Annotated in this window: 23 protein-coding genes, 1 riboswitch and 1 other annotated feature (1 of these 25 running past the window's edge); of the genes, 16 read left to right on the top strand and 7 right to left on the bottom strand. The window is 45.4% G+C overall.

Features of this window, described 5'->3' with window-relative positions; genetic code table 11:
- Window positions 1-57 (bottom strand) — a binding site (T-box leader); it reaches 155 nt to the left of the window's first position.
- A 476-nt stretch (window positions 58-533) separates the two neighbouring features.
- The 8 genes from MY7_RS04660 (at window position 534) to spx (ending at window position 8,694) form a co-directional block, all read left to right on the top strand.
- A complete protein-coding gene (locus MY7_RS04660) occupies window positions 534-2,168 on the top strand; it encodes a peptide ABC transporter substrate-binding protein (protein ID WP_007610603.1) in 1,635 nt (544 codons plus the stop codon).
- A gap of 106 nt (window positions 2,169-2,274) precedes the next feature.
- Window positions 2,275-3,210 (top strand): ABC transporter permease, encoded by a 936-nt coding sequence (locus MY7_RS04665; RefSeq protein WP_014417417.1) that lies wholly within the window; start codon window positions 2,275-2,277, stop codon window positions 3,208-3,210.
- A gap of 3 nt (window positions 3,211-3,213) precedes the next feature.
- Window positions 3,214-4,131 (top strand): oligopeptide ABC transporter permease OppC, encoded by a 918-nt coding sequence (oppC, locus tag MY7_RS04670; RefSeq protein WP_007610606.1) that lies wholly within the window; start codon window positions 3,214-3,216, stop codon window positions 4,129-4,131.
- 12 nt (window positions 4,132-4,143) lie between these two features.
- Window positions 4,144-5,220: an ABC transporter ATP-binding protein gene (locus MY7_RS04675; RefSeq protein ID WP_003155039.1), complete on the top strand. Its 1,077-nt coding sequence runs from the start codon at window positions 4,144-4,146 to the stop codon at window positions 5,218-5,220.
- A complete protein-coding gene (oppF, locus tag MY7_RS04680) occupies window positions 5,213-6,130 on the top strand; it encodes an oligopeptide ABC transporter ATP-binding protein OppF (protein WP_007610608.1) in 918 nt (305 codons plus the stop codon). The genes MY7_RS04675 and oppF overlap by 8 nt, the downstream gene beginning before the upstream one ends.
- 106 nt (window positions 6,131-6,236) lie before the next feature.
- Window positions 6,237-7,424, top strand: a complete 1,188-nt coding sequence (locus tag MY7_RS04685) for a putative glycoside hydrolase (protein ID WP_029325948.1) — start codon at window positions 6,237-6,239, stop codon at window positions 7,422-7,424.
- 117 nt (window positions 7,425-7,541) lie between these two features.
- Window positions 7,542-8,120: a GNAT family N-acetyltransferase gene (locus MY7_RS04690; protein ID WP_007409110.1), complete on the top strand. Its 579-nt coding sequence runs from the start codon at window positions 7,542-7,544 to the stop codon at window positions 8,118-8,120.
- Between the two features lie 178 nt (window positions 8,121-8,298).
- Window positions 8,299-8,694 carry a transcriptional regulator Spx gene (spx, locus tag MY7_RS04695; protein ID WP_003155034.1) on the top strand — a complete coding sequence of 132 codons (396 nt, stop codon included), beginning with the start codon at window positions 8,299-8,301 and terminating at the stop codon, window positions 8,692-8,694.
- A gap of 56 nt (window positions 8,695-8,750) precedes the next feature.
- On the opposite strand, the gene MY7_RS04700 is transcribed toward spx, so the two are convergent.
- Entirely contained in the window at window positions 8,751-9,407 is a 657-nt protein-coding gene (locus MY7_RS04700; RefSeq protein WP_007610610.1) for a TerC family protein, read from the bottom strand.
- Window positions 9,408-9,682: 275 nt separating this feature from the next.
- On the opposite strand from MY7_RS04700, the gene mecA reads away from it, so the two are divergent.
- The 3 genes from mecA to pepF all read left to right on the top strand — a co-directional run bounded on the left by mecA (window position 9,683) and on the right by pepF (window position 13,707).
- Window positions 9,683-10,339: an adaptor protein MecA gene (gene mecA, locus MY7_RS04705; RefSeq protein WP_003155032.1), complete on the top strand. Its 657-nt coding sequence runs from the start codon at window positions 9,683-9,685 to the stop codon at window positions 10,337-10,339.
- Between the two features lie 150 nt (window positions 10,340-10,489).
- Window positions 10,490-11,650 (top strand): competence protein CoiA family protein, encoded by a 1,161-nt coding sequence (locus tag MY7_RS04710; RefSeq protein ID WP_007610612.1) that lies wholly within the window; start codon window positions 10,490-10,492, stop codon window positions 11,648-11,650.
- A gap of 227 nt (window positions 11,651-11,877) precedes the next feature.
- Window positions 11,878-13,707: an oligoendopeptidase F gene (gene pepF, locus MY7_RS04715; protein ID WP_139325667.1), complete on the top strand. Its 1,830-nt coding sequence runs from the start codon at window positions 11,878-11,880 to the stop codon at window positions 13,705-13,707.
- A 37-nt stretch (window positions 13,708-13,744) separates the two neighbouring features.
- Here the strand turns inward: pepF and MY7_RS19725 are convergent, their stop codons facing one another.
- The 5 genes from MY7_RS19725 to MY7_RS04740 form a co-directional block, all read right to left on the bottom strand.
- Window positions 13,745-13,912 (bottom strand): hypothetical protein, encoded by a 168-nt coding sequence (locus tag MY7_RS19725; RefSeq protein ID WP_003155026.1) that lies wholly within the window; start codon window positions 13,910-13,912, stop codon window positions 13,745-13,747.
- A 285-nt stretch (window positions 13,913-14,197) separates the two neighbouring features.
- Window positions 14,198-15,100, bottom strand: a complete 903-nt coding sequence (gene spxH, locus MY7_RS04725) for a protease adaptor protein SpxH (protein WP_003155024.1) — start codon at window positions 15,098-15,100, stop codon at window positions 14,198-14,200.
- Entirely contained in the window at window positions 15,097-15,495 is a 399-nt protein-coding gene (locus tag MY7_RS04730; protein ID WP_007610618.1) for a globin domain-containing protein, read from the bottom strand. The genes spxH and MY7_RS04730 overlap by 4 nt, the downstream gene beginning before the upstream one ends.
- 228 nt (window positions 15,496-15,723) lie before the next feature.
- The gene (locus MY7_RS04735) at window positions 15,724-16,410 is read right to left on the bottom strand and encodes a lytic transglycosylase domain-containing protein (RefSeq protein ID WP_007610620.1); all 687 of its coding nucleotides are present in this window, start codon (window positions 16,408-16,410) and stop codon (window positions 15,724-15,726) included.
- A 4-nt stretch (window positions 16,411-16,414) separates the two neighbouring features.
- A complete protein-coding gene (locus MY7_RS04740; protein ID WP_007610622.1) occupies window positions 16,415-16,990 on the bottom strand; it encodes a CYTH domain-containing protein in 576 nt (191 codons plus the stop codon).
- 124 nt (window positions 16,991-17,114) lie between these two features.
- On the opposite strand from MY7_RS04740, the gene MY7_RS04745 reads away from it, so the two are divergent.
- Genes MY7_RS04745 through MY7_RS04760 form a run of 4 tightly spaced genes read left to right on the top strand, consistent with a single transcriptional unit; the run spans window position 17,115 to window position 19,869 of the window.
- Window positions 17,115-17,480, top strand: a complete 366-nt coding sequence (locus MY7_RS04745; protein WP_003155020.1) for a hypothetical protein — start codon at window positions 17,115-17,117, stop codon at window positions 17,478-17,480.
- Between the two features lie 27 nt (window positions 17,481-17,507).
- A complete protein-coding gene (yjbM, locus tag MY7_RS04750; RefSeq protein ID WP_007610625.1) occupies window positions 17,508-18,143 on the top strand; it encodes a GTP diphosphokinase in 636 nt (211 codons plus the stop codon).
- 17 nt (window positions 18,144-18,160) lie between these two features.
- The gene (locus MY7_RS04755) at window positions 18,161-18,961 is read left to right on the top strand and encodes an NAD kinase (RefSeq protein WP_003155018.1); all 801 of its coding nucleotides are present in this window, start codon (window positions 18,161-18,163) and stop codon (window positions 18,959-18,961) included.
- Between the two features lie 14 nt (window positions 18,962-18,975).
- The gene (locus tag MY7_RS04760; protein ID WP_007610628.1) at window positions 18,976-19,869 is read left to right on the top strand and encodes an RluA family pseudouridine synthase; all 894 of its coding nucleotides are present in this window, start codon (window positions 18,976-18,978) and stop codon (window positions 19,867-19,869) included.
- Between the two features lie 33 nt (window positions 19,870-19,902).
- On the opposite strand, the gene prpE is transcribed toward MY7_RS04760, so the two are convergent.
- On the bottom strand, window positions 19,903-20,652 hold the full coding sequence (gene prpE / locus MY7_RS04765) for a bis(5'-nucleosyl)-tetraphosphatase PrpE (protein WP_007610630.1): 750 nt from the start codon (window positions 20,650-20,652) through the stop codon (window positions 19,903-19,905).
- 228 nt (window positions 20,653-20,880) lie between these two features.
- Between prpE and MY7_RS04770 the strand changes: the two genes are divergently transcribed.
- Window positions 20,881-22,725, top strand: coding sequence for a monovalent cation:proton antiporter family protein (locus tag MY7_RS04770; protein WP_007610641.1), 1,845 nt, complete (start codon window positions 20,881-20,883; stop codon window positions 22,723-22,725).
- 53 nt (window positions 22,726-22,778) lie between these two features.
- A riboswitch (TPP riboswitch) is annotated at window positions 22,779-22,887 on the top strand.
- Window positions 22,888-22,964 lie beyond the last annotated feature (77 nt).

Here is a 22,964-nt window from a genome sequence, read left to right on the forward strand (position 1 = left end):
CCGCAGACTCTCTTCAAACGGATGAAAATGTGTACTATTCTTCATCATCGCAATCACAACAAATGTAATTGATTGATCTATTATAAATCAATTATAGCCAAATGTCATCAGAGGAATACAAGCTTATTTCCAGTTTGCTTAAGGGATGGAAATCCTCAAAAAGAACTGAAAATGCTTAAATGATAACGCATATCAACATTTCGTATAACGAATATTATATGTAAAAAGCAATATGAACTGGAAATTGCAATAAAAAAATTTAGTTAGGTCATGCTTTAAACTATAGAAGTGTATCACCTTTTTGACAGAAAAACTGACCAAATTTAAATATTTTAAATTGAGAAAATAGTATTGCAATAAATTATTCATTTCATTATAATGAACTTGTTCACTCTATTGTTACAGCTTCTTTACATAAAATAATCAGAAAAGACGGAACACAATTAAAGTTTAGAAAAATATTAAGTTATTTTGTCTGATATTTCTGAGTATTTAGTAGTAAAGGCTGAAAAATTTGATTAGGGGGTTAGTGCATGAAAAAGCGTTGGTCTATTGTAGGTTTGATGCTTATCTTTTCGCTTGTATTAAGTGCGTGCGGCGGATTCAGCGGCGGATCAGGCGGCGGTAAAAAAGACACCAAAGGACAGACTTCACTTAATATCAATATTAAAACCGAGCCGTTCTCACTGCATCCGGGTTTAGCGAATGATTCCGTGTCAGGAGGCGTAATCCGACAGACTTTTGAAGGATTGACACGCGTAAACTCCAAAGGTGAGCCTGAAGAAGGAATGGCATCTAAAATTGAAACAAGCAAAGACGGAAAGACCTATACATTTACGATTCGTGACGGTGCGAAATGGTCTAACGGCGACCCTGTGACGGCGCAGGATTTTGAATATGCGTGGAAATGGGCGCTTGACCCGAACAACGAATCACAATACGCTTATCAGCTCTACTACATCAAAGGCGCTGAAGCTGCCAATACAGGAAAAGGCAAGATTGATGATGTAGGCGTAAAAGCCGTAAATGACAAAACATTAAAGGTTGAACTGAATAACCCGACACCTTATTTCACGCAATTAACTTCATTCTATACGTATATGCCGGTCAACAAGAAAATTGCGGAAAAACATAAAAACTGGAACACAAACGCGGGCGAAAATTATGTGTCAAACGGCCCGTTCAAAATGACGGCCTGGAAACACAGCGGTTCCATCACGCTCGAAAAGAACGATCAATATTGGGATAAAGACGCTGTGAAATTGAAGAAAATCAACATGGTGATGATTAACAATAACAACACCGAACTGAAAAAATTCCAGGCCGGTGAGCTTGACTGGGCAGGAATGCCGCTCGGCCAGCTTCCGACTGAATCTCTGCCGACATTGAAAAAAGACGGATCTCTTCACGTTGAACCGATCGCAGGCGTGTATTGGTACAAATTCAACACAGAAGAGAAACCGCTGAACAATGTCAACATCCGTAAAGCCCTTGCTTATGCGATCGACCGCTCGTCCATCGTGAAAAATGTAACGCAGGGCGAACAAATCCCGGCCATGGCTGCGGTGCCGCCGTCAATGAAGGGATTCAAGGATAACACAAAAGGTTATTTCAAAGACAATGACGTCAAATCAGCTAAAGAATTCTTAAATAAAGGACTGAAGGAATTAGGCGTCAAGAATGCCTCTGACCTTCCGGCGATCAAACTGTCCTACAATACGGATGACGCGCATGCGAAAATCGCGCAGGCCGTACAGGAAATGTGGAAAAAGAATTTGGGCGTCAAAGTTGAGCTTGATAACTCCGAATGGAATGTTTACATCGACAAGCTGCACAGCCAGAACTACCAAATCGCGCGTATGGGCTGGCTCGGCGATTTCAACGATCCGATCAACTTCCTTGAATTGTTCCGTGATAAAGAAGGCGGAAACAATGATACCGGATGGGAAGATCCTGAGTTTAAAAAGCTGCTGAACCAATCTCAGCTTGAAACGGATCCGGATAAACGTATCGAAGAGCTGAAAAAAGCAGAAAAGATCTTTATTGACGCAATGCCGGTCGCGCCAGTTTATTTCTATACGGATCCTTGGGTGCAGGATAAAAACCTCAAAAATGTGATCTTGACAGGAACAGGCGAAGTTTACTTCAGAAACGCTTCTTTTGAATAAAAGACGGTTCTGAAAACAAAAGGCCCAAGGTATATGGGGAGGATGTCCCCATATACCTTTCTTACTGATTAAGTATAAAATTGTAAAAAACATGGAGGTGTTCACCTTGCTGAAATATATCGGTAAACGATTCATTTACATGATCATCACATTGTTTGTGATTGTGACCGCCACATTCTTCTTAATGCAGGCAGCGCCGGGCGGACCATTTTCCGGCGAAAGAAAGCTGCCGCCTGAAATTGAGGCAAACTTAAACGAACACTATGGCCTGGACAAGCCTCTTTTCGTTCAATATGCCAGCTACTTAAAATCTGTGGCGATGTGGGACTTCGGACCTTCTTTTAAATATAAAGGCCAAAGTGTTAATGATTTAATCAATTCAGGCTTCCCCGTTTCATTCACTCTCGGTGCAGAAGCTATTCTCCTCGCTTTAGCGTTCGGTGTGCTTTTCGGGGTGCTTGCTGCCCTGTACCATAATAAATGGCAGGATTATACCATTGCGATTTTAACGATCTTTGGGATCTCAGTTCCGAGCTTTATATTGGCGACGATTTTGCAATATATTTTCTCAATTAAATTAGAACTGTTCCCGGTCGCAGGGTGGGAATCCTGGGCATACACCTTTCTGCCCTCTATTGCGCTCGCTTCCATGCCGATGGCGTTCATTGCCAGACTCTCCCGTTCAAGCATGATTGAAGTGTTAAACAGCGATTACATACGGACTGCAAAAGCTAAAGGACTTTCCCGTCCGTCAGTCACCGTGCGCCATGCGCTGCGAAACGCGCTTTTGCCGGTCGTGACATATATGGGGCCGATGGCGGCATCCATTTTAACGGGAAGTTTCATCATTGAATCCATTTTCGGAATTCCCGGTTTAGGCGCGCATTTTGTAAACAGCATTACAAACCGTGATTATACGGTCATTATGGGAGTTACCGTGTTCTTCAGCGTGCTCCTGCTTTTATGCGTATTAATTGTTGACGTGCTGTACGGATTAATCGATCCGAGAATCAAGCTTTCTAAAGCAAAGAAAGGAGCCTAGACCATGCAGAACATTCCTAAAAATATGTTTGAACCAGCTTCAGCTAATGCCGGCGATGCCGAAAAAATAAATAAAAAAAGCCTTTCCCTCTGGAAAGACGCCATGCTCCGCTTCCGCAGCAATAAGCTTGCGATGGTCGGGCTCGTACTGATCGTTCTTATTATTCTGATGGCGATTTTTGCGCCTATCTTTTCAAGGTATGATTATGCCACTACCAATCTATTAAATGCGGATAAAGCACCGTCGAAAGATCATTGGTTCGGCACGGATGACCTTGGAAGGGATATATTCGTCCGGACATGGGTGGGCGCGCGGATTTCCATCTTTATCGGAGTCGCAGCTGCCGTGCTTGATTTATTAATCGGCGTAATCTGGGGCAGCATTTCCGGATTCCGCGGCGGACGCACAGATGAAGTGATGATGCGCATCGCCGACATTCTGTGGGCTGTTCCTTCATTATTAATGGTTATTTTGCTGATGGTTGTCCTGCCGAAAGGATTGCTGACCATTATCGTCGCCATGACGATCACGGGCTGGATCAATATGGCGAGAATCGTCCGCGGACAGGTGCTGCAATTAAAGAATCAGGAGTATGTGCTTGCTTCACAGACACTCGGCGCCAAAACCGGCCGGCTATTGTTTAAGCATATCGTCCCGAACGCGATGGGCTCTATCCTCGTAACGATGACACTGACGGTTCCGACGGCGATTTTTACAGAAGCGTTTTTAAGTTATTTGGGCCTCGGCGTACCTGCGCCGCTTGCGAGCTGGGGAACGATGGCCTCAGACGGATTGCCTGCATTAACCTATTACCCTTGGCGTTTGTTCTTCCCTGCCGGCTTTATCTGCCTGGCGATGTTCGGCTTTAACGTTGTCGGCGACGGGTTAAGAGACGCGCTGGATCCTAAGTTACGCAAATAAGGAGTGATATGAGTGACACGCTTGCTAGAAGTAAAAGACTTAGCCATTTCATTTAAAACATACGGCGGAGAGGTACAGGCAATCCGCGGCGTGAATTTCCATTTGAATAAAGGAGAGACGCTGGCGATCGTGGGGGAGTCGGGTTCCGGAAAAAGTGTGACCTCCCAAGCGATTATGAAACTGATCCCGATGCCGCCGGGCTACTTTAAAAGAGGACAGATTCTTTTTGACGGACGCGATATCGTGCCGATGTCTGAAAAAGAAATGCAGGCTATCAGAGGAAAGGACATCGGAATGATTTTCCAAGATCCGATGACCTCTCTGAACCCGACGATGAGAGTCGGCAAACAAATTACGGAAGTGCTTTTCAAACATGAAAAAATCTCAAGTGAAGCGGCGAAAAAGCGCGCCATAGAGCTGCTTGATCTCGTCGGAATTCCGATGCCCGAAAAACGGATCGGCCAATTCCCTCATGAATTTTCAGGCGGGATGAGACAGCGTGTCGTCATCGCGATGGCGCTTGCGGCAAATCCGAAGCTGTTAATTGCCGATGAACCGACAACGGCGCTTGATGTGACGATTCAGGCACAGATCCTTGAGCTGATGAAAGATCTGCAAAAGAAAATTGATACGTCTATCATTTTTATCACGCATGATCTCGGCGTTGTCGCCAATGTCGCCGACCGGGTCGCCGTCATGTACGCAGGTCAGGTCGTCGAATCGGGCACGGTGGATGAAATCTTTTATGATCCGCGCCATCCGTATACGTGGGGACTGCTTGCCTCAATGCCTAGCCTGGACAGCACCGATCAGGAAAAACTGACGGCCATCCCGGGCACACCGCCTGATCTGACGAATCCTCCGAAAGGGGATGCATTTGCGCTCCGCAGCTCATATGCGATGAAAATTGACTTTGAACAGGAACCGCCGATGTATAAAGTGTCTGACACGCATTTCGTGAAATCGTGGCTTCTGCATCCTGATGCGCCTAAGGTCGAGCCGCCTGAAGCAGTGAAGGCTAAAATCCGTCAGCTTCCGAATACGTATCAGCATCCTGTTTTAATGAAGGAAGGTGAAAAAAATGACTGAGAAACTTCTCGAAATTAAACACTTAAAACAGCATTTTTTCACGCAGAAAGGAACGGTAAAAGCCGTAGATGATTTGTCATTTGATATTTATAAAGGCGAAACGCTCGGCCTTGTCGGAGAATCAGGCTGCGGTAAATCAACGACGGGCCGCAGCATTATCCGGCTGTATGAGGCAACCGGCGGGGAAGTTCTCTTTAACGGGGAAAATGTCCACGGGAAAAAATCCCGCAAGAAGCTGCTGGAGTTTAACCGGAAAATGCAGATGATTTTCCAGGATCCGTACGCATCTTTAAATCCGAGAATGACAGTCGCCGACATTATTGCCGAGGGAATAGATATTCACCGTCTGGCAAAAACGAAAAAAGAGCGGATGCAGCGGGTTCACGAACTGCTGGAAACGGTCGGTTTAAATAAAGAGCACGCCAACCGCTACCCGCATGAATTTTCGGGCGGACAGAGACAGCGTATCGGAATCGCCAGAGCGCTGGCGGTTGATCCGGAGTTTATCATCGCGGACGAACCGATTTCGGCGCTTGATGTCTCCATTCAGGCGCAAGTCGTCAATTTAATGAAAGAATTGCAGAAAGAAAAAGGGCTCACTTACCTGTTTATCGCCCATGATTTATCAATGGTCAAATACATCAGCGACCGCATCGGCGTCATGTATTTCGGAAAATTGGTGGAGCTCGCGCCGGCGGATGAGCTTTACGAAAACCCGCTTCACCCATACACGAAATCATTGCTGTCCGCTATCCCGCTCCCTGATCCGGACTATGAAAGAAATCGCACGCGAAAGAAATACGATCCGTCCATTCATCAGCTGCAAGACGGAGAAAAGATGGAATTCAGAGAAGTGAAACCGGGACACTTTGTCATGTGCACTGAACATGAATTTAAAACCTACCTATAAACCTATCATCCTCCAAGACTCAGTCTTGGAGGATTTTTTTGCGCACATTCAAGTTTATTAAGCCTGCTCCCGTTTTTCTATAATGGAAAAAAAGGGGGAGATCAGTATGAAAACCATTTTGTGCGCCATTTGTGCGGGACTGTTTATCAGTGCAGCCGCTTATCCGGCTCACGCCGCTGTGAAAGAGGAGCAGCCGCTTGTAAAAATAGCGCTGGCCGAAAAAGAACTGCCGAAATCAAATGCACGGTTCGCTTATCCGTCAGGGCTGCATTTTTCACATCCTGATAAGGTGCGGGGCATTTACGTCACAGGGCATTCAGCGGGAGGAAGCAAATTCGGGGAGCTGACAGACTTTGTGGACAAAACGGAACTCAATACAATGGTGATTGATGTCAAGGATGACAACGGAAACCTCACCTTTAAGCCGGACGGCCATTCTGAGTATGCCGAAATCGCCAAGCCTTACATCAAAGACCCAAAAAAGATGATGAAAAAGCTGGAGGAAAAAAAGATCTATCCGATCGCGCGTATTGTCGTATTTAAAGACAGCGAACTCGCGAACAAAAAGCCGGAGTGGTCTTTTAAAGAAAAAAACGGAAGTGTCTGGAAAAACGGCCGCGGCGAATCGTTCGTCAATCCGTTTATGAAAGAAGTATGGGATTACAATGTAAAGATTGCAAAACAAGCCGTAAAGATGGGTTTTCAAGAAATTCAGTTTGATTATGTCCGTTTTCCTGAAGGATTTGAAAAACGTGATGACGAACTGACATACGGTCACGGCGATTACGGAAAAACAGCAGACAGCAATGTGCAAAAACGCGTTCATGCCGTCACCGATTTTGTCGGTTATGCGAAGAAAAAACTCAAGCCGTATGGCGCGGATGTGTCGGTTGATATTTTCGGCTATTCAGCCACGCTGCCGGAAGCGCCTGGGATCGGCCAGAATTTCAGCAAAATTTCAGAACAGGTCGATGTCATTTCATCCATGATTTATCCGAGCCATTGGACAAGCTATTTCGGCATTGATAAACCGGATCTTGAGCCTTACAAAGTCGTCAAAGAATACGCGAAGGTGGAAAATAAAAAACTGTCTAAGCTGAAACACCCGCCTGTATCGCGTCCGTGGCTTCAGGACTTCACGGCATCATATCTCGGCAGCGGAAATTATCAAAAGTACGGAAAACGCCAGGTGGAAGACCAGGTTAAAGCGCTGCATGGTGAAGGAATTGACGAATTTTTATTGTGGGACGCGGCAAACCGCTATACCCAAAACGTCGATTACACACCATTTTAAAAAAATTGAAACCATGTTAAAGGATCACACGTCTTAATAGATGTAAGATTGTTTAAACAATCGGAAATGGGGTATATCTAAAAGTGTGAAGACAACGAACCCATAAGGAGCAAATGAATGAACTGGTACGAAAAGCTGAGTGAATATTTTCCGATTGAAGAAATGAAATCAAAAGCGCATATGGAGGCTCTGTTAAAGGAGCAAAGCGATGTTTATCATAAAGAAGAGGGGCAGTACCACGTGCTGATGTATGCGGAATTTGACTCTTTCATCTTTATTGATTACCTGTTTGTGTCAAAGAAATCCAGAGGACAAGGCCTCGGAAGCAAGCTGATCGGCAGGCTGAAAAAGAAAAACAAGCCGATTCTGCTTGAGGTGGAGCCTGTTGACGAGGATGACACGGATACACAGAAACGCTTGCGTTTTTATCAAAGAGAGCATTTCAAGCACGCGCAGTCAATCGGGTATCGGCGCCGGTCATTGGCTACGAATGAAGTGAACAAAATGGAGATTCTGTACTGGTCACCTAAGACGGAATCAGAAGAAGAAATGTTTGAAGCAATGAAACAGACATATGAAAACATTCACACTTATAAAGATGAAAAATGGTACGGAGAATCATACGAAAAAACGGATGAAGTTCTCAAAGTCATTGATGAGAAAAAACGAAAAAACATTTTCGATCAGCTGAGCTAATTGAGAATGAGGAAACATCCGCCAGCCGTAAATTTGCCGGATTGACACATTTTTTTCTCAGGAGACTGTTCACACTTACTTTTTTATAGTATAATACCTATAAAGATTCCTTTTTTAAAGTCATTTCAATTTGAGAATACAAACATGTTCATCCTACTAATTAGAGGAGTGAAGATTAATGGTTACATTATACACATCACCTAGCTGTACGTCATGCAGAAAAGCAAGAGCTTGGCTTGAAGAGCACGAGATTCCTTTTGTAGAAAGAAACATTTTCTCCGAGCCGTTATCAATTGATGAGATCAAGCAGATTCTGCGTATGACTGAAGACGGTACGGATGAAATTATCTCTACCCGTTCTAAAGTATTCCAGAAACTGAACGTAAATGTTGAATCTATGCCGCTTCAAGACTTATATACTTTAATCAATGAGCATCCGGGACTGCTCCGCCGTCCGATCATCATTGATGAAAAACGTCTGCAAGTCGGCTATAACGAAGATGAAATCAGACGATTCCTGCCAAGAAAAGTGCGTTCTTTCCAATTAAGAGAAGCACAGCGTCTTGCCAACTGATATAAGCTTACGATAAGCATGGAAAAAGCCCAAAACCATCGCGGTTTGGGCTTTTTTTATTTTTCAGTCTGCTGGTAAATCATACTGGCGAGGATAACAAATACGACGGTCAAAATCGGCAGCATCATTTGTATAATGCCGTGTTCTGCCATGAAAAATGACAGCTTGCTGTCTCTGGCAATCATTTCACCGCCGGTAAATGCGAGAAGACCGCTCCCGGCATACATCAATAAAGGCATTTTTTCCATGGCGGCATGAACGAGCTTGCTGCCCCAAATGATAATCGGCACCGAGATGAAGAGACCGATCACTACAAGTGTCAGCTCACCGTGAGAAGCGCCGGCTACTGCGATGACATTGTCAAGCGACATAAAGATATCAGCCAGAACGATTGTGCGGATGGCTTTCCAAAGAGAAGAACTGCTTTTCACATGCTGCGCATCTTTCTTCTCAATCAGAAGCTGATAGCCGAGATACAATAAAAATACCCCGCCTGCGCATTGCAAAAAAGGAACATTCAATAAATAGACCGCAGCGCTCGTCAGAACGATTCTCAAGACGACTGCGATAAATGTTCCGAAGATGATCGCTTGCTGTCTTTGTTTATGGGCCAGATTCCGGCTGGCCATCGCGATGACGACGGCATTGTCACCGCCGAGAATAAGGTCAATCCCGATAATAAGCAGAAGGGACAGCAGGTAATCGTGCGGCATGGTAACACCTCGCTTATAGATCGATTGCTTGTACAGCTAATATATGAAGCAGTGCGCTATTTATGATGGGAACCGGGAGAAAGCCTGTTTTTCGCTGTGAAAATGCTTTTTTATTTCTTTTATAACTGTTTTATCATAAAATAGAAATATAAAGAATTTGCGCTGTCTTCTATAAGGTTAAGATGTGGACGGAATGGGTAAAGTGTAGTAAAGTACTATTCATCGGGAGCTTAGATGTCCCTTCAACATCTTATAAAGAAGGGAAGGTTGGCAAAATGGAAATAGAAAGAATTAATGAGCATACTGTAAAATTTTATATGTCTTATGGTGATATTGAAGATCGCGGTTTTGACAGAGAAGAAATCTGGTACAATCGCGAGCGCAGTGAAGAACTGTTCTGGGAAGTCATGGATGAAGTGCATGATGAAGAGGAATTCGCTGTCGAGGGTCCTCTTTGGATTCAGGTTCAGGCATTGGACAAAGGACTGGAAATAATCGTAACAAAAGCCCAGCTTTCCAAGGACGGACAAAAACTCGAACTGCCGATCCCGGAAGATAAAAAACAAGAGCCGGCAGATGAAAATCTCGATGCTTTACTTGATGATTTCCAGAAAGAAGAGCAGGCCGAGAGCCGGGAAGATAAGGAGCAAAAGCTTCAGTTCACTTTGCGGTTCGATGATTTTGAGGATCTCATCTCGCTATCAAAATTGAATCTTAACGGAATTAAAACGACCCTGTATTCGTTTGAAGACCGATATTATTTATATGCAGATTTTTATGAGCAAACTGATGAAGAGGTTGAAAATCAGCTAAGCATCCTGTTGGAGTACGCGCACGAATCATCAGTCAGCATTCACCGTCTTGAAGAATACGGCAAATTGGTGATCGCTGATCATGCGTTATATACAATAAAAAAACACTTTGCATCATAACAAACCGATTTCTCTCAGCAGAAATCGGTTTTTTTTGTTCTGAATGACAGGATGAACGGCTGAAAACCGTATAACGGCTCTCATCCGCAAACAGGATTATATCTTCTTCCTGCTGAATACAACAAGATTCAGGAAAGGAGAAGATGCAACATGTTCAGTGCTGTGACTGCCGATGGACGGCTCATTCAGCTGGCCGGAAGCTATTCAAAGGAAAAAGCGGCGGAGCTGAGAAAGAAACGCTGGTTCTGCCCCGTTTGCAAAAGTGAGCTTGATATCAAACTGGGACGGGAGAAACTGCCGCACTTCGCTCATAAAAAAAGCAGGCTGTGTCCCGGGGAATCCGAACCTGAAAGCGAATACCATCTGGAAGGAAAAAGACAGCTTTTTCTCTGGCTAAAGACACAAGGGTGCAGCGTCAGCCTGGAACCGTATCTGACTTCCGCGGGACAGCGGCCTGACTTGACGGCAGAAAGCGGAGACGAGAGGCTGGCTTTTGAATTTCAATGTGCGAACCTTTCGGCGGACTCTTTAAAGAGCCGGACGGCAGGCCTGAAAAACGCCGGGTACCGGCCGGTCTGGATCATCGGGGCAAAACGGTTAAAACGGATGGCCGCGCAATTTTTCCGGCTTTCTGCTTTTCACTGGCAGTTCTTTGAAGTCAATTCATTTTCCTCCTTACTGTTTTACTGCCCCGACGCCCGCTCCTTTTACAGGCTGCATTCCATCACTCCGTTTTACACCGGCTATTCTTATGCCGGCTTAACCACAATCCCTCTTCACAAAGCAAATCTGAAAGACATTTGTCATCCGGAAGGGCGGCACAGCGTCAGACTTCCCTCGTGGGGACGTGCCGTAGCCGGCTTCCGCAACAAAAGCGGGCGGTTTTTATCAGAAGATGCCGGTCTTATCCGGCGTCTTTTTTACGAAAGACATCAGGTTGCATTTCCATTTCTCCCATCTGAAGTGTTTATTCCCGTTTCAGCGGGCTTTGTGTTTGCAAGTCCCGTTTTTGTGTGGCAGGGCCATTTATACTTACGGCTTGCGGAACTTTCTAAAAAAGGCGCGCCGATCCGATTATCCGGCATGGTTCATGATTTACGGCAAAAAATCAGGCATAAGGAGATCCGGATGCGGTATGGTTCACAAGATAGCCTTATCAGAATGGCGGTAAAACAATATGCTGATTTCTTATGCTTGCAGGATTTTTTAAGGGAAATTGAGAATGAAGTATATATGCCCTCATCTCAACGGAAGCTCCCTCAAACGGCAGAAGAGCTGCGCCGGCGGGATCTGCTCTTTTTTGGGGAATGAGAATGCTTCATTTCGTTCACCCTAACGTCAAGGTGGTGGCGAATGTGAGGGGCGTACAAGCATTTTGTTTTCGTTTTTTCACTGTATTATTGGTATGCTCGGTCTTATATGCCGCATATGATTTGACAAAAGGCAGTGAAAAGCCGGAAGATAATCACAACACAAGTTTTTGGAGAAACAATCGTTTTTTCAATTGGCTTGAAGTAAAGAAAACGAGGGGGATCACCATGACTGAGGAAAATAAAGCAGCACAGCTGCCTGACAGAAGTGAAGTAAAGGCAGAGCATACATGGAGACTAGAGGATATTTTTCCTAGTGATGAGGCCTGGAATAAAGAATTTCAAGCAGTTAAAGAATTAATCCCGAATTTATCTTCTTTTAAAGGCACGCTTGCTCATTCAGCTGATAATTTATACGCTGCGCTTACGGCACAGGATGAAGTGACGAACCGCCTTGGGAAACTTTATGCATACGCGCATATGCGCTCAGACCAGGATACGGGGAATTCTTTCTACCAAGGGCTGAACGACAAAGCCGCAAGCCTGTATTCTCAGGCTGCCAGCGCGACTGCTTACATTGAACCGGAAATTCTGGCGATTCAGGAGGACAAGCTGCACCAGTTTATTCTGGAAAAAGAGGAGCTTAAGCTTTACTCCCATGCAATTGAAGAAATTACAAAACAGCGTCCGCACGTGCTGAGCGAACAAGAAGAGGCCCTGCTTGCGGAAGCCTCTGAAGCGCTGTCGTCGCCTTCCAATACATTCAGCGTTTTAAATAACGCCGATATTACGTTTCCGTCGATTAAAGATGAAAACGGCAAGGAAACTCAAATCACACACGGCAACTTTATTAATTTCCTGGAAAGCAGCAATCGTGAAGTCCGCAAAAACGCATTTGAAGCCGTATATAAAACATACGGACAGTATAAAAACACGATGGCGACTACACTCAGCGGCACTGTGAAAAAAGATAATTTTTACGCCCGTGTGAAAAAATATAAATCAGCACGGGAAGCGGCTTTATCCAATAACAGCATCCCTGAAGAAGTTTACGATAACCTGATTAAAACGATCAATAAACATCTTCCGTTATTACACCGTTACATTGATCTGCGGAAAAAGGTTCTCGGCCTTGATGAAGTCCATATATATGACCTGTACACACCGCTCGTAAAAGATTCGGGAATGAAGGTCACATATGAGGAAGCGAAAGAGTATATGCTCAAAGGACTTGCTCCGCTGGGCGAGGAATACGCGTCTATTTTAAAAGAAGGACTTGAAAACCGCTGGGTCGATGTATACGAAAACAAAGGAAAACGCAGCGGTGCTTATTCGTCCGGTACATACGGCACGAATCCGTACATCTTGATGAACTGGCATGATAATGTCAATAATCTGTTTACGCTCGTTCACGAGTTCGGCCATTCCGTGCACAGCTACTATACGAGAAAATATCAGCCGTATCCGTACGGTAACTACAGCATTTTTGTCGCTGAAGTCGCTTCAACGACTAATGAAGCGCTGCTCGGTGAATATATGCTGAACAGCTTAAAGGATGAAAAACAGCGTCTGTACCTGCTCAACCATATGCTTGAAGGATTCAGAGGCACAGTGTTCAGACAGACGATGTTCGCTGAATTTGAGCATCTGATTCATACGAAAGCGCAGGAAGGCGAGCCGCTAACGCCTGAACTGCTGAACGAACTTTATTATGATCTGAATAAAAAGTATTTCGGTGACAACATGGTGATTGATAAAGAAATCAGTCTGGAATGGTCAAGAATTCCGCATTTCTATTACAATTATTATGTGTATCAATATGCGACAGGCTACAGTGCGGCCCAAGCGCTGAGCAGCCAGATCTTAAAAGAAGGCAAGCCTGCGGTGGAGCGCTATACCGAATTCTTAAAAGCAGGAAGCTCGGAATATCCGATCGACATACTGAAAAAAGCGGGAGTCGATATGACATCGCCTGAACCGATCGAGGCGGCCTGCAAAATGTTTGAAGAGAAACTGAACGAAATGGAAGAGCTTCTTTCGAAAGTGAACCCTTCGTAATTCAAAAAAGCCTGTGCATAAGTTGCGCAGGCTTTTTCTAAAACCCTTTAAACGTTTTTCTGTGATTCAGCCGGTACAAGGCAAACAATATGGACAGAAACAGCAGGGGAGATGTAATGTAAATCGGCAGCATGTGCATCATGGCCAGCAGATTTAAAAAGAAGAAAAACACAATCATTCCGATGATCAATACGGTACGGAGCATTGATTTCCCTCCTTGTTTTTCATTGATATATTCTATGAAAACAAGCAGTCAGTTATGTTTTGTGACAAAAATATGAACATTAATCTTATGGCTTGTCAAAACTCGACAAGATTTGATATGATAAGGATGTGAAATTGATCACAAACAAACATTACCCCTTTGTTTGACCGTGAAAAATTTCTCCCATCCCCTTTGTTGTCGTTAAGACATATGAAACCGCGCTTATCCCGGCGCGGTTTCTTTATTTGCACAAAAAAAGCCGGCTCCGTAAGGAATCAGCTTTTTTTAATGATCACAACAGGTGACATCCTCCTGGGTGCCGGCCAGAGACTTCCAAAACAGACCGTGTTTTGCTTCCACTCTGGCGACCTTTTTGGCGAATGCCAGTTTTTTCATTTCTTTTTCAACTTCTTCTAGACTCAAATCATAAACGAGTGCGATTTCTTTCGATGCGACAAACCGGAAATATTCAATGAAACATTCCAAAGGCGGCGTTTCAGAAGGCTTCGGTTCATCCCCGAGCATTTCGAATAAGATCTCTTCGTATACGTCATAAGAATAATTGCCGGGGACCTTCAGCCCTTCATCATCATGCAGGCTGTTAAAGAACGTCAATGTCGGGTTGACGGTGACGTCCATTTCCGCCGCGATTTTCATATCGCACTGAAGCGCTTTTACCGCGCTTTGCGAATGGAGGTCACGCTTGAATTCTTCAACATCCAATTTCGTCTTTTCGGCAATCTCTAAAAGAACGTCTTCATCCGTAATATTCTGCTTGGAAACAAACAGGCTTTCCTGCATGCTGCGGAGAAACAGAATGCCGGCTTTTCTTCCCTGCAGTTCGGCCGCTTTTAAAGCGAGTGCGGCAAGGTAGGGCGATGAAAGAGGCTGATCCTGCTCAAGCCAAAGGCTTCCGTCACAGGGCATCCCGGAACGGTTCGCAATTTTTTCCCAAGCTTCGGCAAGAAGGTGTTTTTTCCGCTTTTGCTTATTCAGCGATGTAATGCTCGCGGAAACAATGATCCGCAGCGTAAAAAAACGTCCGTATTTGATTTTTAATTTTTTTATGGCGGGCTCCAGCGACCAGCATTCAGGACATAAAGGGTCGACAAACATGTAAATTTCGAGCGGTTTTTTTGGATGTCCGTGGCAATGGGCGAAGTATTGCTCATGCTGATAATTCGTCAATATGATCGATCCTCCGCTTCTGACTGGTTTACCATATGCCTGGCCGTTAGTTCCAGACGCCCGTACAGAAATTCACGAATATCGCCCTCCAGCCCGACATCATCCATCGCTTTGCTCATACAGCTTAGCCACGCATCAGCCCTCTCGTCCGTAATCGGAAAGGGGAGATGCCTTGCCCTGAGCATGGGGTGTCCGTGCTCTTCAGTATAAAGAGGAGGTCCGCCCAAATACTGGGTTAAAAATTGCTTTTGTTTTCTGGCCGTTTCAGTCAAATCACTTGGAAATATCGGCTTCAGCAAGGGATGAGACGAGACACGCTCATAAAAAGTATCAACAAGTTGCGATAGAAGTTCCTCTCCAATCGCTTCATATGGTGCGTTAAACGATTGTCCCATGTTGACTACTCCTTTATATGGCTAATAGGAATCATAATTCCCATTGCGAATTTATCTTTCAGTTTTACTATCTTCAGTTACTGTATATTTTAGCAATAACATTTTATTTCTACAAACAAAGTGCCTTTCTGTCAGGCGCTTGTATTTCATATCATATCACATCGCCTTCATTCATGTGTAAGATTTCACTCCGCAAAAAAACCAGAGGGCGAAGGAAGCCTCTCTGGTTTACGCGTAATACTGTTTGGTTATGTTTTTGACATATTGCTGTGTTTCCTTAAACGGCGGAATGCCTCCGTACCGATCTACGTTGCCGGGGCCTGCGTTGTAGGCGGCTAACGCCAGAGATACATTTCCGTCGTATTTCGTGAGCATCTGCTTTAAGTACTTTGTGCCGCCCTCAGCGTTCTGGACGGGATCAAGCGGGTTTGACACCCCGAGTGATTCTGCCGTGGAAGGCATGAGCTGCATCAGTCCCATTGCCCCCGCACCGCTGACCGCTTTCGGATTAAAGCCTGATTCCTGTTTAATAACCGCGCGGATCAGCTTTTCGTCCACCCCGTATTTTTTGGCCGCTTTCTGAATGGCGCTGTCTATTGAAAAGTTTCCGGTGCTGATATCAGAAGCCGCATCCGGAGACTTTATGCCCGGGGAAGCGGTCTGTGAAGCAGCCGCGGAGCCGGATGAAACGGGAATTCTCGGTGAATATGAAGCGTGAGCGGTCCGCACACCGTTTAAAATTCCTGATTCCGGCTGCTGCCGGACGGCTGTGTCCGTATACTGGCTGAGAAGCGCGCTGAAATTGGCAAGCGGGCTTTCTGAAGATTGTCCGCCTGAAGCCGTGCTTGTATGAGAGATTGATTGCAGCGCCATTGATTGTAGCTGGAGAAGGGCCGCCCAATTCGTTATATTCACTGTGTCATTCCACCTTTTTTTGTTTCTGTTCATAAAAACGCTGGATTTTATTTTTCGTGATCCGCTCTGTGATGCCGAATTGCTTGAGCAATTGTTCAAACGCCCGTTTTCCTTCATCCCAGTCAGCAGCTTCGAATTCCAATTCAAAGTCTTCTTTCTCTAAATATCGGCTGTGATCTAAAATGATTAAGCCTTTTTCTGATTCTTTTTCCGCGCGTGCGGTCGACAGCGTCCCGAAATAGCAAATGTGTTCTGAGTTGATTCCGAGACCTTCCAGCTGACGTTTGACGGGGCCTTCCGGAATCTCGAAGACGTCAAGATCCGGTGCCGCCGCAAGCTCTTGGTGGGTTTCCAGCAGACCGACCGCGGCAGGTTCTTTTAACGTCAGAACGAACGCGCCGTCTTTTTCTCGGATGCGGAGTGCTGATTTTTTTTGTTTCAGGGAAAAATCTTTCGTGTCGAAATAATGATTGACCTGCTGTTTAAAATCATGTTCTTTCATGCAGAGTGCGTCACTCAGCTTCAGAAATTCTGATTTTGTCAGCAGGTTTTTGAATTCAATTTCTATTTCTTGGGTCATGACAGTCTTCCTTTCAGGACGAAAAATTGTATAATACCCATTATCTCTTTAGAGGTTACGTTTATCAATATCGACCTTGATATGATAAAATAAATGCTGTACTTTGTTAAAAAAGGAGAACATTATGCAAAAGAGAATTGAAATCCAAAATGCATCATTAACAGAAGACGCGCTCCGCTTGAAGTGCGGAGAGGACTTAAGCGGAGCGGAACGCAAAGCCTCAGGTCAAATGCTTGTTGATTCCGATCACTTTGCTTTTGTATACATACTTGAATCAGCTGACTCTTTTGAATATGTCATTATAAAAGAACATATCTGGCCGGATCTGAAAGAAGCCTTAGACCAAAGAAAACCGGCGGTCCTTGAGGCCGGAGGAAAAACGGTTGAACTTTCAGGGCTGCATGAAGAACTCGATTATCTTCTTGAAAATATTAAAGATAATGCAAACTACGGAGATATGGAAGAAAAAGTGAAAAGCGTATTTCTTTAGAACAGGTTCGGAATTGGGGGATGTACGATGGATGACAAACAATGGGAGCAATTTCTAGCGCCATACCGCCAGGCTGTTGAAGAATTAAAGGTGAAGCTGAAAGGCGTCAGAACCCTTTATGAGTATGAAGATGACCACTCACCGATTGAGTTTGTGACAGGCCGCGTGAAGCCGGTGGCGAGCATACTTGAAAAAGCGAGACGAAAAAGCATACCGCTTCATCAGATTGAAACGATGCAGGATATCGCGGGGCTGCGTATTATGTGCCAATTTGTCGATGATATCCAGATCGTCAAAAATATGCTGTTTGCCAGAAAAGATTTTACCGTTGTCGATAAGCGGGATTACATAGCAGAGCATAAGGAAAGCGGATATCGGTCTTACCACCTTGTCGTTTTATATCCTTTACAAACAACGTCCGGAGAAAAGCACGTTCTTGTGGAAATACAGATTCGGACGCTTGCCATGAACTTTTGGGCAACCATTGAGCATTCACTGAATTACAAATACAGCGGGAACATTCCCGAAAAAGTAAAGCTGAGGCTGCAGCGGGCCTCAGAAGCCGCATCACGGCTCGATGAAGAAATGTCAGAAATCCGCGGAGAAATCCAGGAAGCCCAAGCCGCGTTCTCGCGAAAGAAAAAAGCGGGAGACCACCAGTAGGAAAGGAGGGGAATGGCATGAAATTTGCCGTTTCTTCAAAAGGAGACGAGGTTTCAGATACACTGAAAAGCAAAATACAGGCGTATTTACTCGATTTTGATATGACCTTGGATGAAAAAGAGCCGGAAATCGTTATTTCCGTCGGCGGTGACGGAACGCTTCTTTACGCATTTCACAGGTACAGCGACCGTCTCGATAAAACGGCGTTTGTCGGAGTTCACACGGGGCATTTGGGTTTTTATGCCGATTGGGTTCCGCAGGAGATAGAAAAGCTCGTTCTGGCCATTGCCAAAACGCCGTATCATACCGTGGAGTATCCCCTTCTTGAGGTGATTGTCACTTATCATGATGAAGAGCGTGAGGAGCGGTATCTGGCTTTGAACGAATGTACGATCAAAAGCATAGAAGGCAGTCTCGTCGCTGACGTGGAAATTAAAGGCCAGCTGTTTGAAACGTTCAGGGGAGACGGTTTATGTCTGTCCACGCCTTCCGGAAGCACGGCTTATAATAAGGCGTTAGGCGGCGCAATCATCCACCCTTCCATCAGGGCGATTCAGCTTGCGGAAATGGCATCCATCAACAACAGAGTGTTCAGGACTGTCGGCTCGCCGCTTTTGCTTCCCGATCATCATAACTGTGTCATCAAACCGAGAAACGACGTCGACTTTCAAGTCACAATTGATCATTTAACCTTGCTGCATAAGGATGTCAAGTCCATTCTATGCCGTGTGGCAAATGAAAAAGTCAGATTTGCAAGATTCCGCCCTTTTCCGTTTTGGAAAAGGGTGCAGGACTCTTTTATCGGAAAAGGCGAATAGAAAGAGGAAACGGATTGGACAACTTTTTTATCCAAAAGAACATGACTGCCCGGGAAGCCGGCATGACGGTAAAAGAATATACGGCGCAGCTCGGCATTTCAAAGCGGCTTCTCGCTGACATTAAATTCGGCGGGGGAGACCTGCTTGTGAACGGAGAGCATGTAACCGTCCGCACCGTGTTAGCGGACGGAGATGTGCTTAAGATTGAATTTCCGAAGGAGCATGTGAGTGAAACGCTTTTGCCTGAGCCGGTTCCGCTTGATATTCTTTATGAAGATGACCATGTGCTTGTGGTCAATAAACAGCCCTATGTCTCCTCAATTCCATCAAGAGAACACCCGTCGGAAAGCATCGCTAACGGAGTGATCAGCCACTACCGAAAAAGCGGCGTACAATCAACGGTTCATCTTGTCACCCGCCTTGACAGGGATACATCGGGGGCGATGCTCATCGCCAAACATCGGCTTTCCCATTCTCTTTTGTCGGCAGCGCAGAAGAAGGGGCTTGTCAGCAGGCGGTATCTCGCTGTCGTACACGGGATCATGCTGCAGAAGGAAGGAACGGTGGACGCGCCCATCGGAAGAAAACACGACAGTATTATTGAGCGGATGGTAACGCCGGAGGGACAACGAGCGGTGACGCATTTTCAAACGGAAAAAGCGGGACATGCGTTTACGCTTGCAGCCCTGCGGCTGGAAACGGGGCGGACGCATCAAATCCGGGTGCACATGAGCTACCTCGGCCATCCTTTAGTCGGTGATACACTGTACGGCGGAAAAAATGAGGGAATTGCGCGCCAGGCTCTTCACAGTGAGCGGCTTTCATTCGTACACCCCATGACCGGAGAAACGCTCGTTTTTCACGCTCCGGTGCCTGACGATATGAAAACATTAATTGAACACATGTAAAGCCCGAACCGTTTACCGGTTTCGGGCTTTTTTTCATGCCTCCCTGCCGTGATCCTCGCGAAATCGTGAAGCATCATACGGCATTGAGCTTTCCACAGAGACGGTTTCATGCTCCGGAAAGCGAAAGCCTGTCAGTTGATTGCCGAAGACGCATCCTGTATCAATGTTGATTGTACGGTTGACGATCCGGGGGCGTTTTACCGGGGTATGGCCGTAAACAATCCATGCCTTGCCTTCATAAGCGGCGGCCCAGTCTCTTCTGACGGGCCTGCCGTCGGGATACGTTTCACCCGTGATATCGCCGTACAGAACAAATTCTTTTACCTTACGCGAGTATTTACCGATATCGTCAGCTTTTATGCCGGCGTGGGCGACAATGAGATCGCCATTATGTAAAATGTCATAAAGCGGTGCTGACTCATATAATCGGATAAATTGTCTGGAGACTTCCGTTCTGTCGGCGGGAGACAGCTCTTTCAGTTCGGCTGCCGTCGTTTCCAGTCCGTGCATCACTTTTACGGGGTTTCCTTTTAAGTAACGATACAGTTTGTTGCAATGATTTCCCGGGACATAACGGACGGCTCCTTTTTCATATGCTTTTGCCACAAAACGCATCACTTCTACGGATTTTGGGCCTCTGTCCGTTAAATCCCCCGCAAAGACAAGCGTCCTGCCTTCAGAATGAACGGGCGTTCCGTCTTTGACTTCATATCCGAGCTTTTGCATTAACGCGATCATTTCGTCATAACATCCGTGTATATCGCTGATGATGTCATAAGCCATTCGTGTCAGCCTCCTTATTAACGGTTTTTTATTTATTATGGGGCTAATTCCTATACCTAATTACGCTGTTTTTGCACAAATTAAAAAAAGAATTAAAGAAATAAAGCCTTATCACTTTTTTTTCGCGTTCAGCCTTGTTAGAATATGCGTTATGTTTTTAAAAAAAAGTAAGGTTTCGCCCGCTTTAAGCGGGCTTTTATAACCCTTGTTTTAAGGAGGTATTTACGAATGGAACACACATCAGTCGCATCTTTAGTCGTCGTTCTGATCGTCGCTTTTTTGACGCCGCTCCTTTTACATCGGTTTAAGCTCAGCATCCCCGTCGTCGTCGCGGAGATCATCATGGGGCTTATTATCGGAAAAAGCGGCCTGAATCTTGTCGTTCAGGGAGATACGTGGCTGGAGACGCTGTCTGTTCTCGGCTTTATCTTTTTAATGTTTTTAAGCGGCTTGGAAATTGATTTTTCTTCATTTGAGAAAGGGAAGAAAAAACAATTCCTTCCGAATGGCAAGGAAGCGCCCAACACGTTTTCTGCCGCACTGATTATCTTTTTCGGCATCTTTATTTTATCATTGCTGCTGTCCTATGCTTTTGTATTAGCCGGTTTTATACAAAACGCATTTTTAATGACGCTTATTATTTCGACGATATCACTCGGTGTGGTGGTCCCGACTTTAAAGGAAGAACGGATCATGAACTCCAATATCGGCCAGATCATCCTGCTTGTCGCCGTTATCGCGGACTTGGCTACGATGATTCTGCTCGCTTTTTTCTCTTCTCTTTACGGAGAAGACAGCGGAAATATGTGGCTTCTGTTGATTCTCTTTGCCGCGGGGGTCGTGCTGTATTTCTTCGGCAGGATCTTTAAACACCGTTCATTTGTGCAGTCGATGTCTAAAGGCACCGTGCAGATCGGGACGAGAGCCATTTTCACACTGATTATCGTGCTTGTCGCTTTATCGGAATCTCTCGGGGCGGAAAATATTCTCGGCGCGTTTTTGGCAGGCGTTCTGGTATCGCTTCTGTCTCCGAATAAAGAAATGGTGGAACAGCTGGATTCATTCGGCTACGGGTTTTTAATTCCGATCTTTTTCGTCATGGTCGGGGTGAAATTGGACATTTGGACGCTTTTCCAAGATCCGAAAACATTAACGATGATTCCGCTGCTTCTGCTTGCGCTGTTTATCAGCAAAATGTTCCCGGTGTTTTATTTAAAGAAATGGTATGACAAAAGAACCGTGTTTGCTTCGGGCTTTTTGCTGACGTCCACGCTGTCGCTTGTTATCGCGGCGGCTACGATCGGAGAAAGGCTCCACATTATCAGCGCCAATATGTCCGGCGCGCTGACTTTAGTTGCGGTTATTGCCAGCATCATCACGCCGATCGGCTTTAAGAAATTATACAAACGGCAAAGTGCGCCGCAGGAAAAAAAGCGCATTACATTTATCGGCGCCAACCAAATGACGCTTCCGGTTACGCTGGAATTGCCTGAGGAGGAATATGAAGTACGGGTCGTCCATGTGTATCAGGAAAATGCCGGGGAAACGCTTGCGGAATCCGTTTTTTCGGTTGACACGATTTCTGATTACGAGCCCGGCACGCTTGAGTCGCACGGTATTTTCAAAACGGATATTCTTGTCGTGGCGACGGGAAATGAAGATGTGAACGCCGAAATCGCCTTAATAGCGAAAGAGAAAGGGACTGAGCGTATCATCGCAAGCGTCGGCTCGGTTGAGCATGAAACAAAACTGAAAGAAGAGGGCATCAGTATTTTTTCTATCCTTCTGTCTACAAAGACGCTCTTGCGCGCATTAATTGAGGCGCCGGGCGTGATGAGCCTCCTGACGAATGAGGAGTCTTCGTTATATCAGATCAATCTGGAAAATCCGGCGTATAACGGCATCATTCTGCGGGAATTTCCGCTGATGGGCGATGTGATTTTCGTCCGGATTTTCAGAGGTGTGGACAGCATCGTTCCGCACGGAGACACGCGGCTGAAAACAGGAGACCGTCTCATCGTCACGGGCTCGCGCAACTACGTGTCGGAACTGAGAAAAATTCTTGAAGCTTGACCAAATTGCAATTCGTGATAATATAGAAGGCATAACAAATAAATCATTAATCGTATGACCACTAGGGGTGTCCTTCATAAGGGCTGAGATAAAAGTGAGACTTTTAGACCCTCATAACTTGAACAGGTTCAGACCTGCGTAGGGAAGTGGAGCGGTATTTTTTTGGGGTTCCTTTTATCCATTTAAATTCCAAACCACTTTTCCGATGCGGGAAAGTGGTTTTTTTATTTTAACAGGGG

Source organism: Bacillus sp. 5B6, assembly GCF_000259405.1.
Lineage (GTDB): Bacteria > Bacillota > Bacilli > Bacillales > Bacillaceae > Bacillus > Bacillus velezensis.

What these genes read in the sequence shown, in the direction of transcription:
- MY7_RS04755 (WP_003155018.1), top strand. Translation starts at nt 18,161, where the DNA reads ATGAAATTTGCCGTTTCTTCAAAAGGAGACGAGGTTTCAGATACACTG.
- pepF (WP_139325667.1), top strand. Translation starts at nt 11,878, where the DNA reads ATGACTGAGGAAAATAAAGCAGCACAGCTGCCTGACAGAAGTGAAGTA.
- mecA (WP_003155032.1), top strand. Translation starts at nt 9,683, where the DNA reads ATGGAAATAGAAAGAATTAATGAGCATACTGTAAAATTTTATATGTCT.
- oppF (WP_007610608.1), top strand. Translation starts at nt 5,213, where the DNA reads ATGACTGAGAAACTTCTCGAAATTAAACACTTAAAACAGCATTTTTTC.
- MY7_RS04660 (WP_007610603.1), top strand. Translation starts at nt 534, where the DNA reads ATGAAAAAGCGTTGGTCTATTGTAGGTTTGATGCTTATCTTTTCGCTT.
- MY7_RS19725 (WP_003155026.1), bottom strand. Translation starts at nt 13,912, where the DNA reads ATGCTCCGTACCGTATTGATCATCGGAATGATTGTGTTTTTCTTCTTT.
- MY7_RS04745 (WP_003155020.1), top strand. Translation starts at nt 17,115, where the DNA reads ATGCAAAAGAGAATTGAAATCCAAAATGCATCATTAACAGAAGACGCG.
- yjbM (WP_007610625.1), top strand. Translation starts at nt 17,508, where the DNA reads ATGGATGACAAACAATGGGAGCAATTTCTAGCGCCATACCGCCAGGCT.
- MY7_RS04710 (WP_007610612.1), top strand. Translation starts at nt 10,490, where the DNA reads ATGTTCAGTGCTGTGACTGCCGATGGACGGCTCATTCAGCTGGCCGGA.
- MY7_RS04730 (WP_007610618.1), bottom strand. Translation starts at nt 15,495, where the DNA reads ATGGGACAATCGTTTAACGCACCATATGAAGCGATTGGAGAGGAACTT.
- MY7_RS04700 (WP_007610610.1), bottom strand. Translation starts at nt 9,407, where the DNA reads ATGCCGCACGATTACCTGCTGTCCCTTCTGCTTATTATCGGGATTGAC.
- MY7_RS04770 (WP_007610641.1), top strand. Translation starts at nt 20,881, where the DNA reads ATGGAACACACATCAGTCGCATCTTTAGTCGTCGTTCTGATCGTCGCT.
- MY7_RS04740 (WP_007610622.1), bottom strand. Translation starts at nt 16,990, where the DNA reads ATGACCCAAGAAATAGAAATTGAATTCAAAAACCTGCTGACAAAATCA.
- MY7_RS04690 (WP_007409110.1), top strand. Translation starts at nt 7,542, where the DNA reads ATGAACTGGTACGAAAAGCTGAGTGAATATTTTCCGATTGAAGAAATG.
- oppC (WP_007610606.1), top strand. Translation starts at nt 3,214, where the DNA reads ATGCAGAACATTCCTAAAAATATGTTTGAACCAGCTTCAGCTAATGCC.
- MY7_RS04685 (WP_029325948.1), top strand. Translation starts at nt 6,237, where the DNA reads ATGAAAACCATTTTGTGCGCCATTTGTGCGGGACTGTTTATCAGTGCA.
- prpE (WP_007610630.1), bottom strand. Translation starts at nt 20,652, where the DNA reads ATGGCTTATGACATCATCAGCGATATACACGGATGTTATGACGAAATG.
- spx (WP_003155034.1), top strand. Translation starts at nt 8,299, where the DNA reads ATGGTTACATTATACACATCACCTAGCTGTACGTCATGCAGAAAAGCA.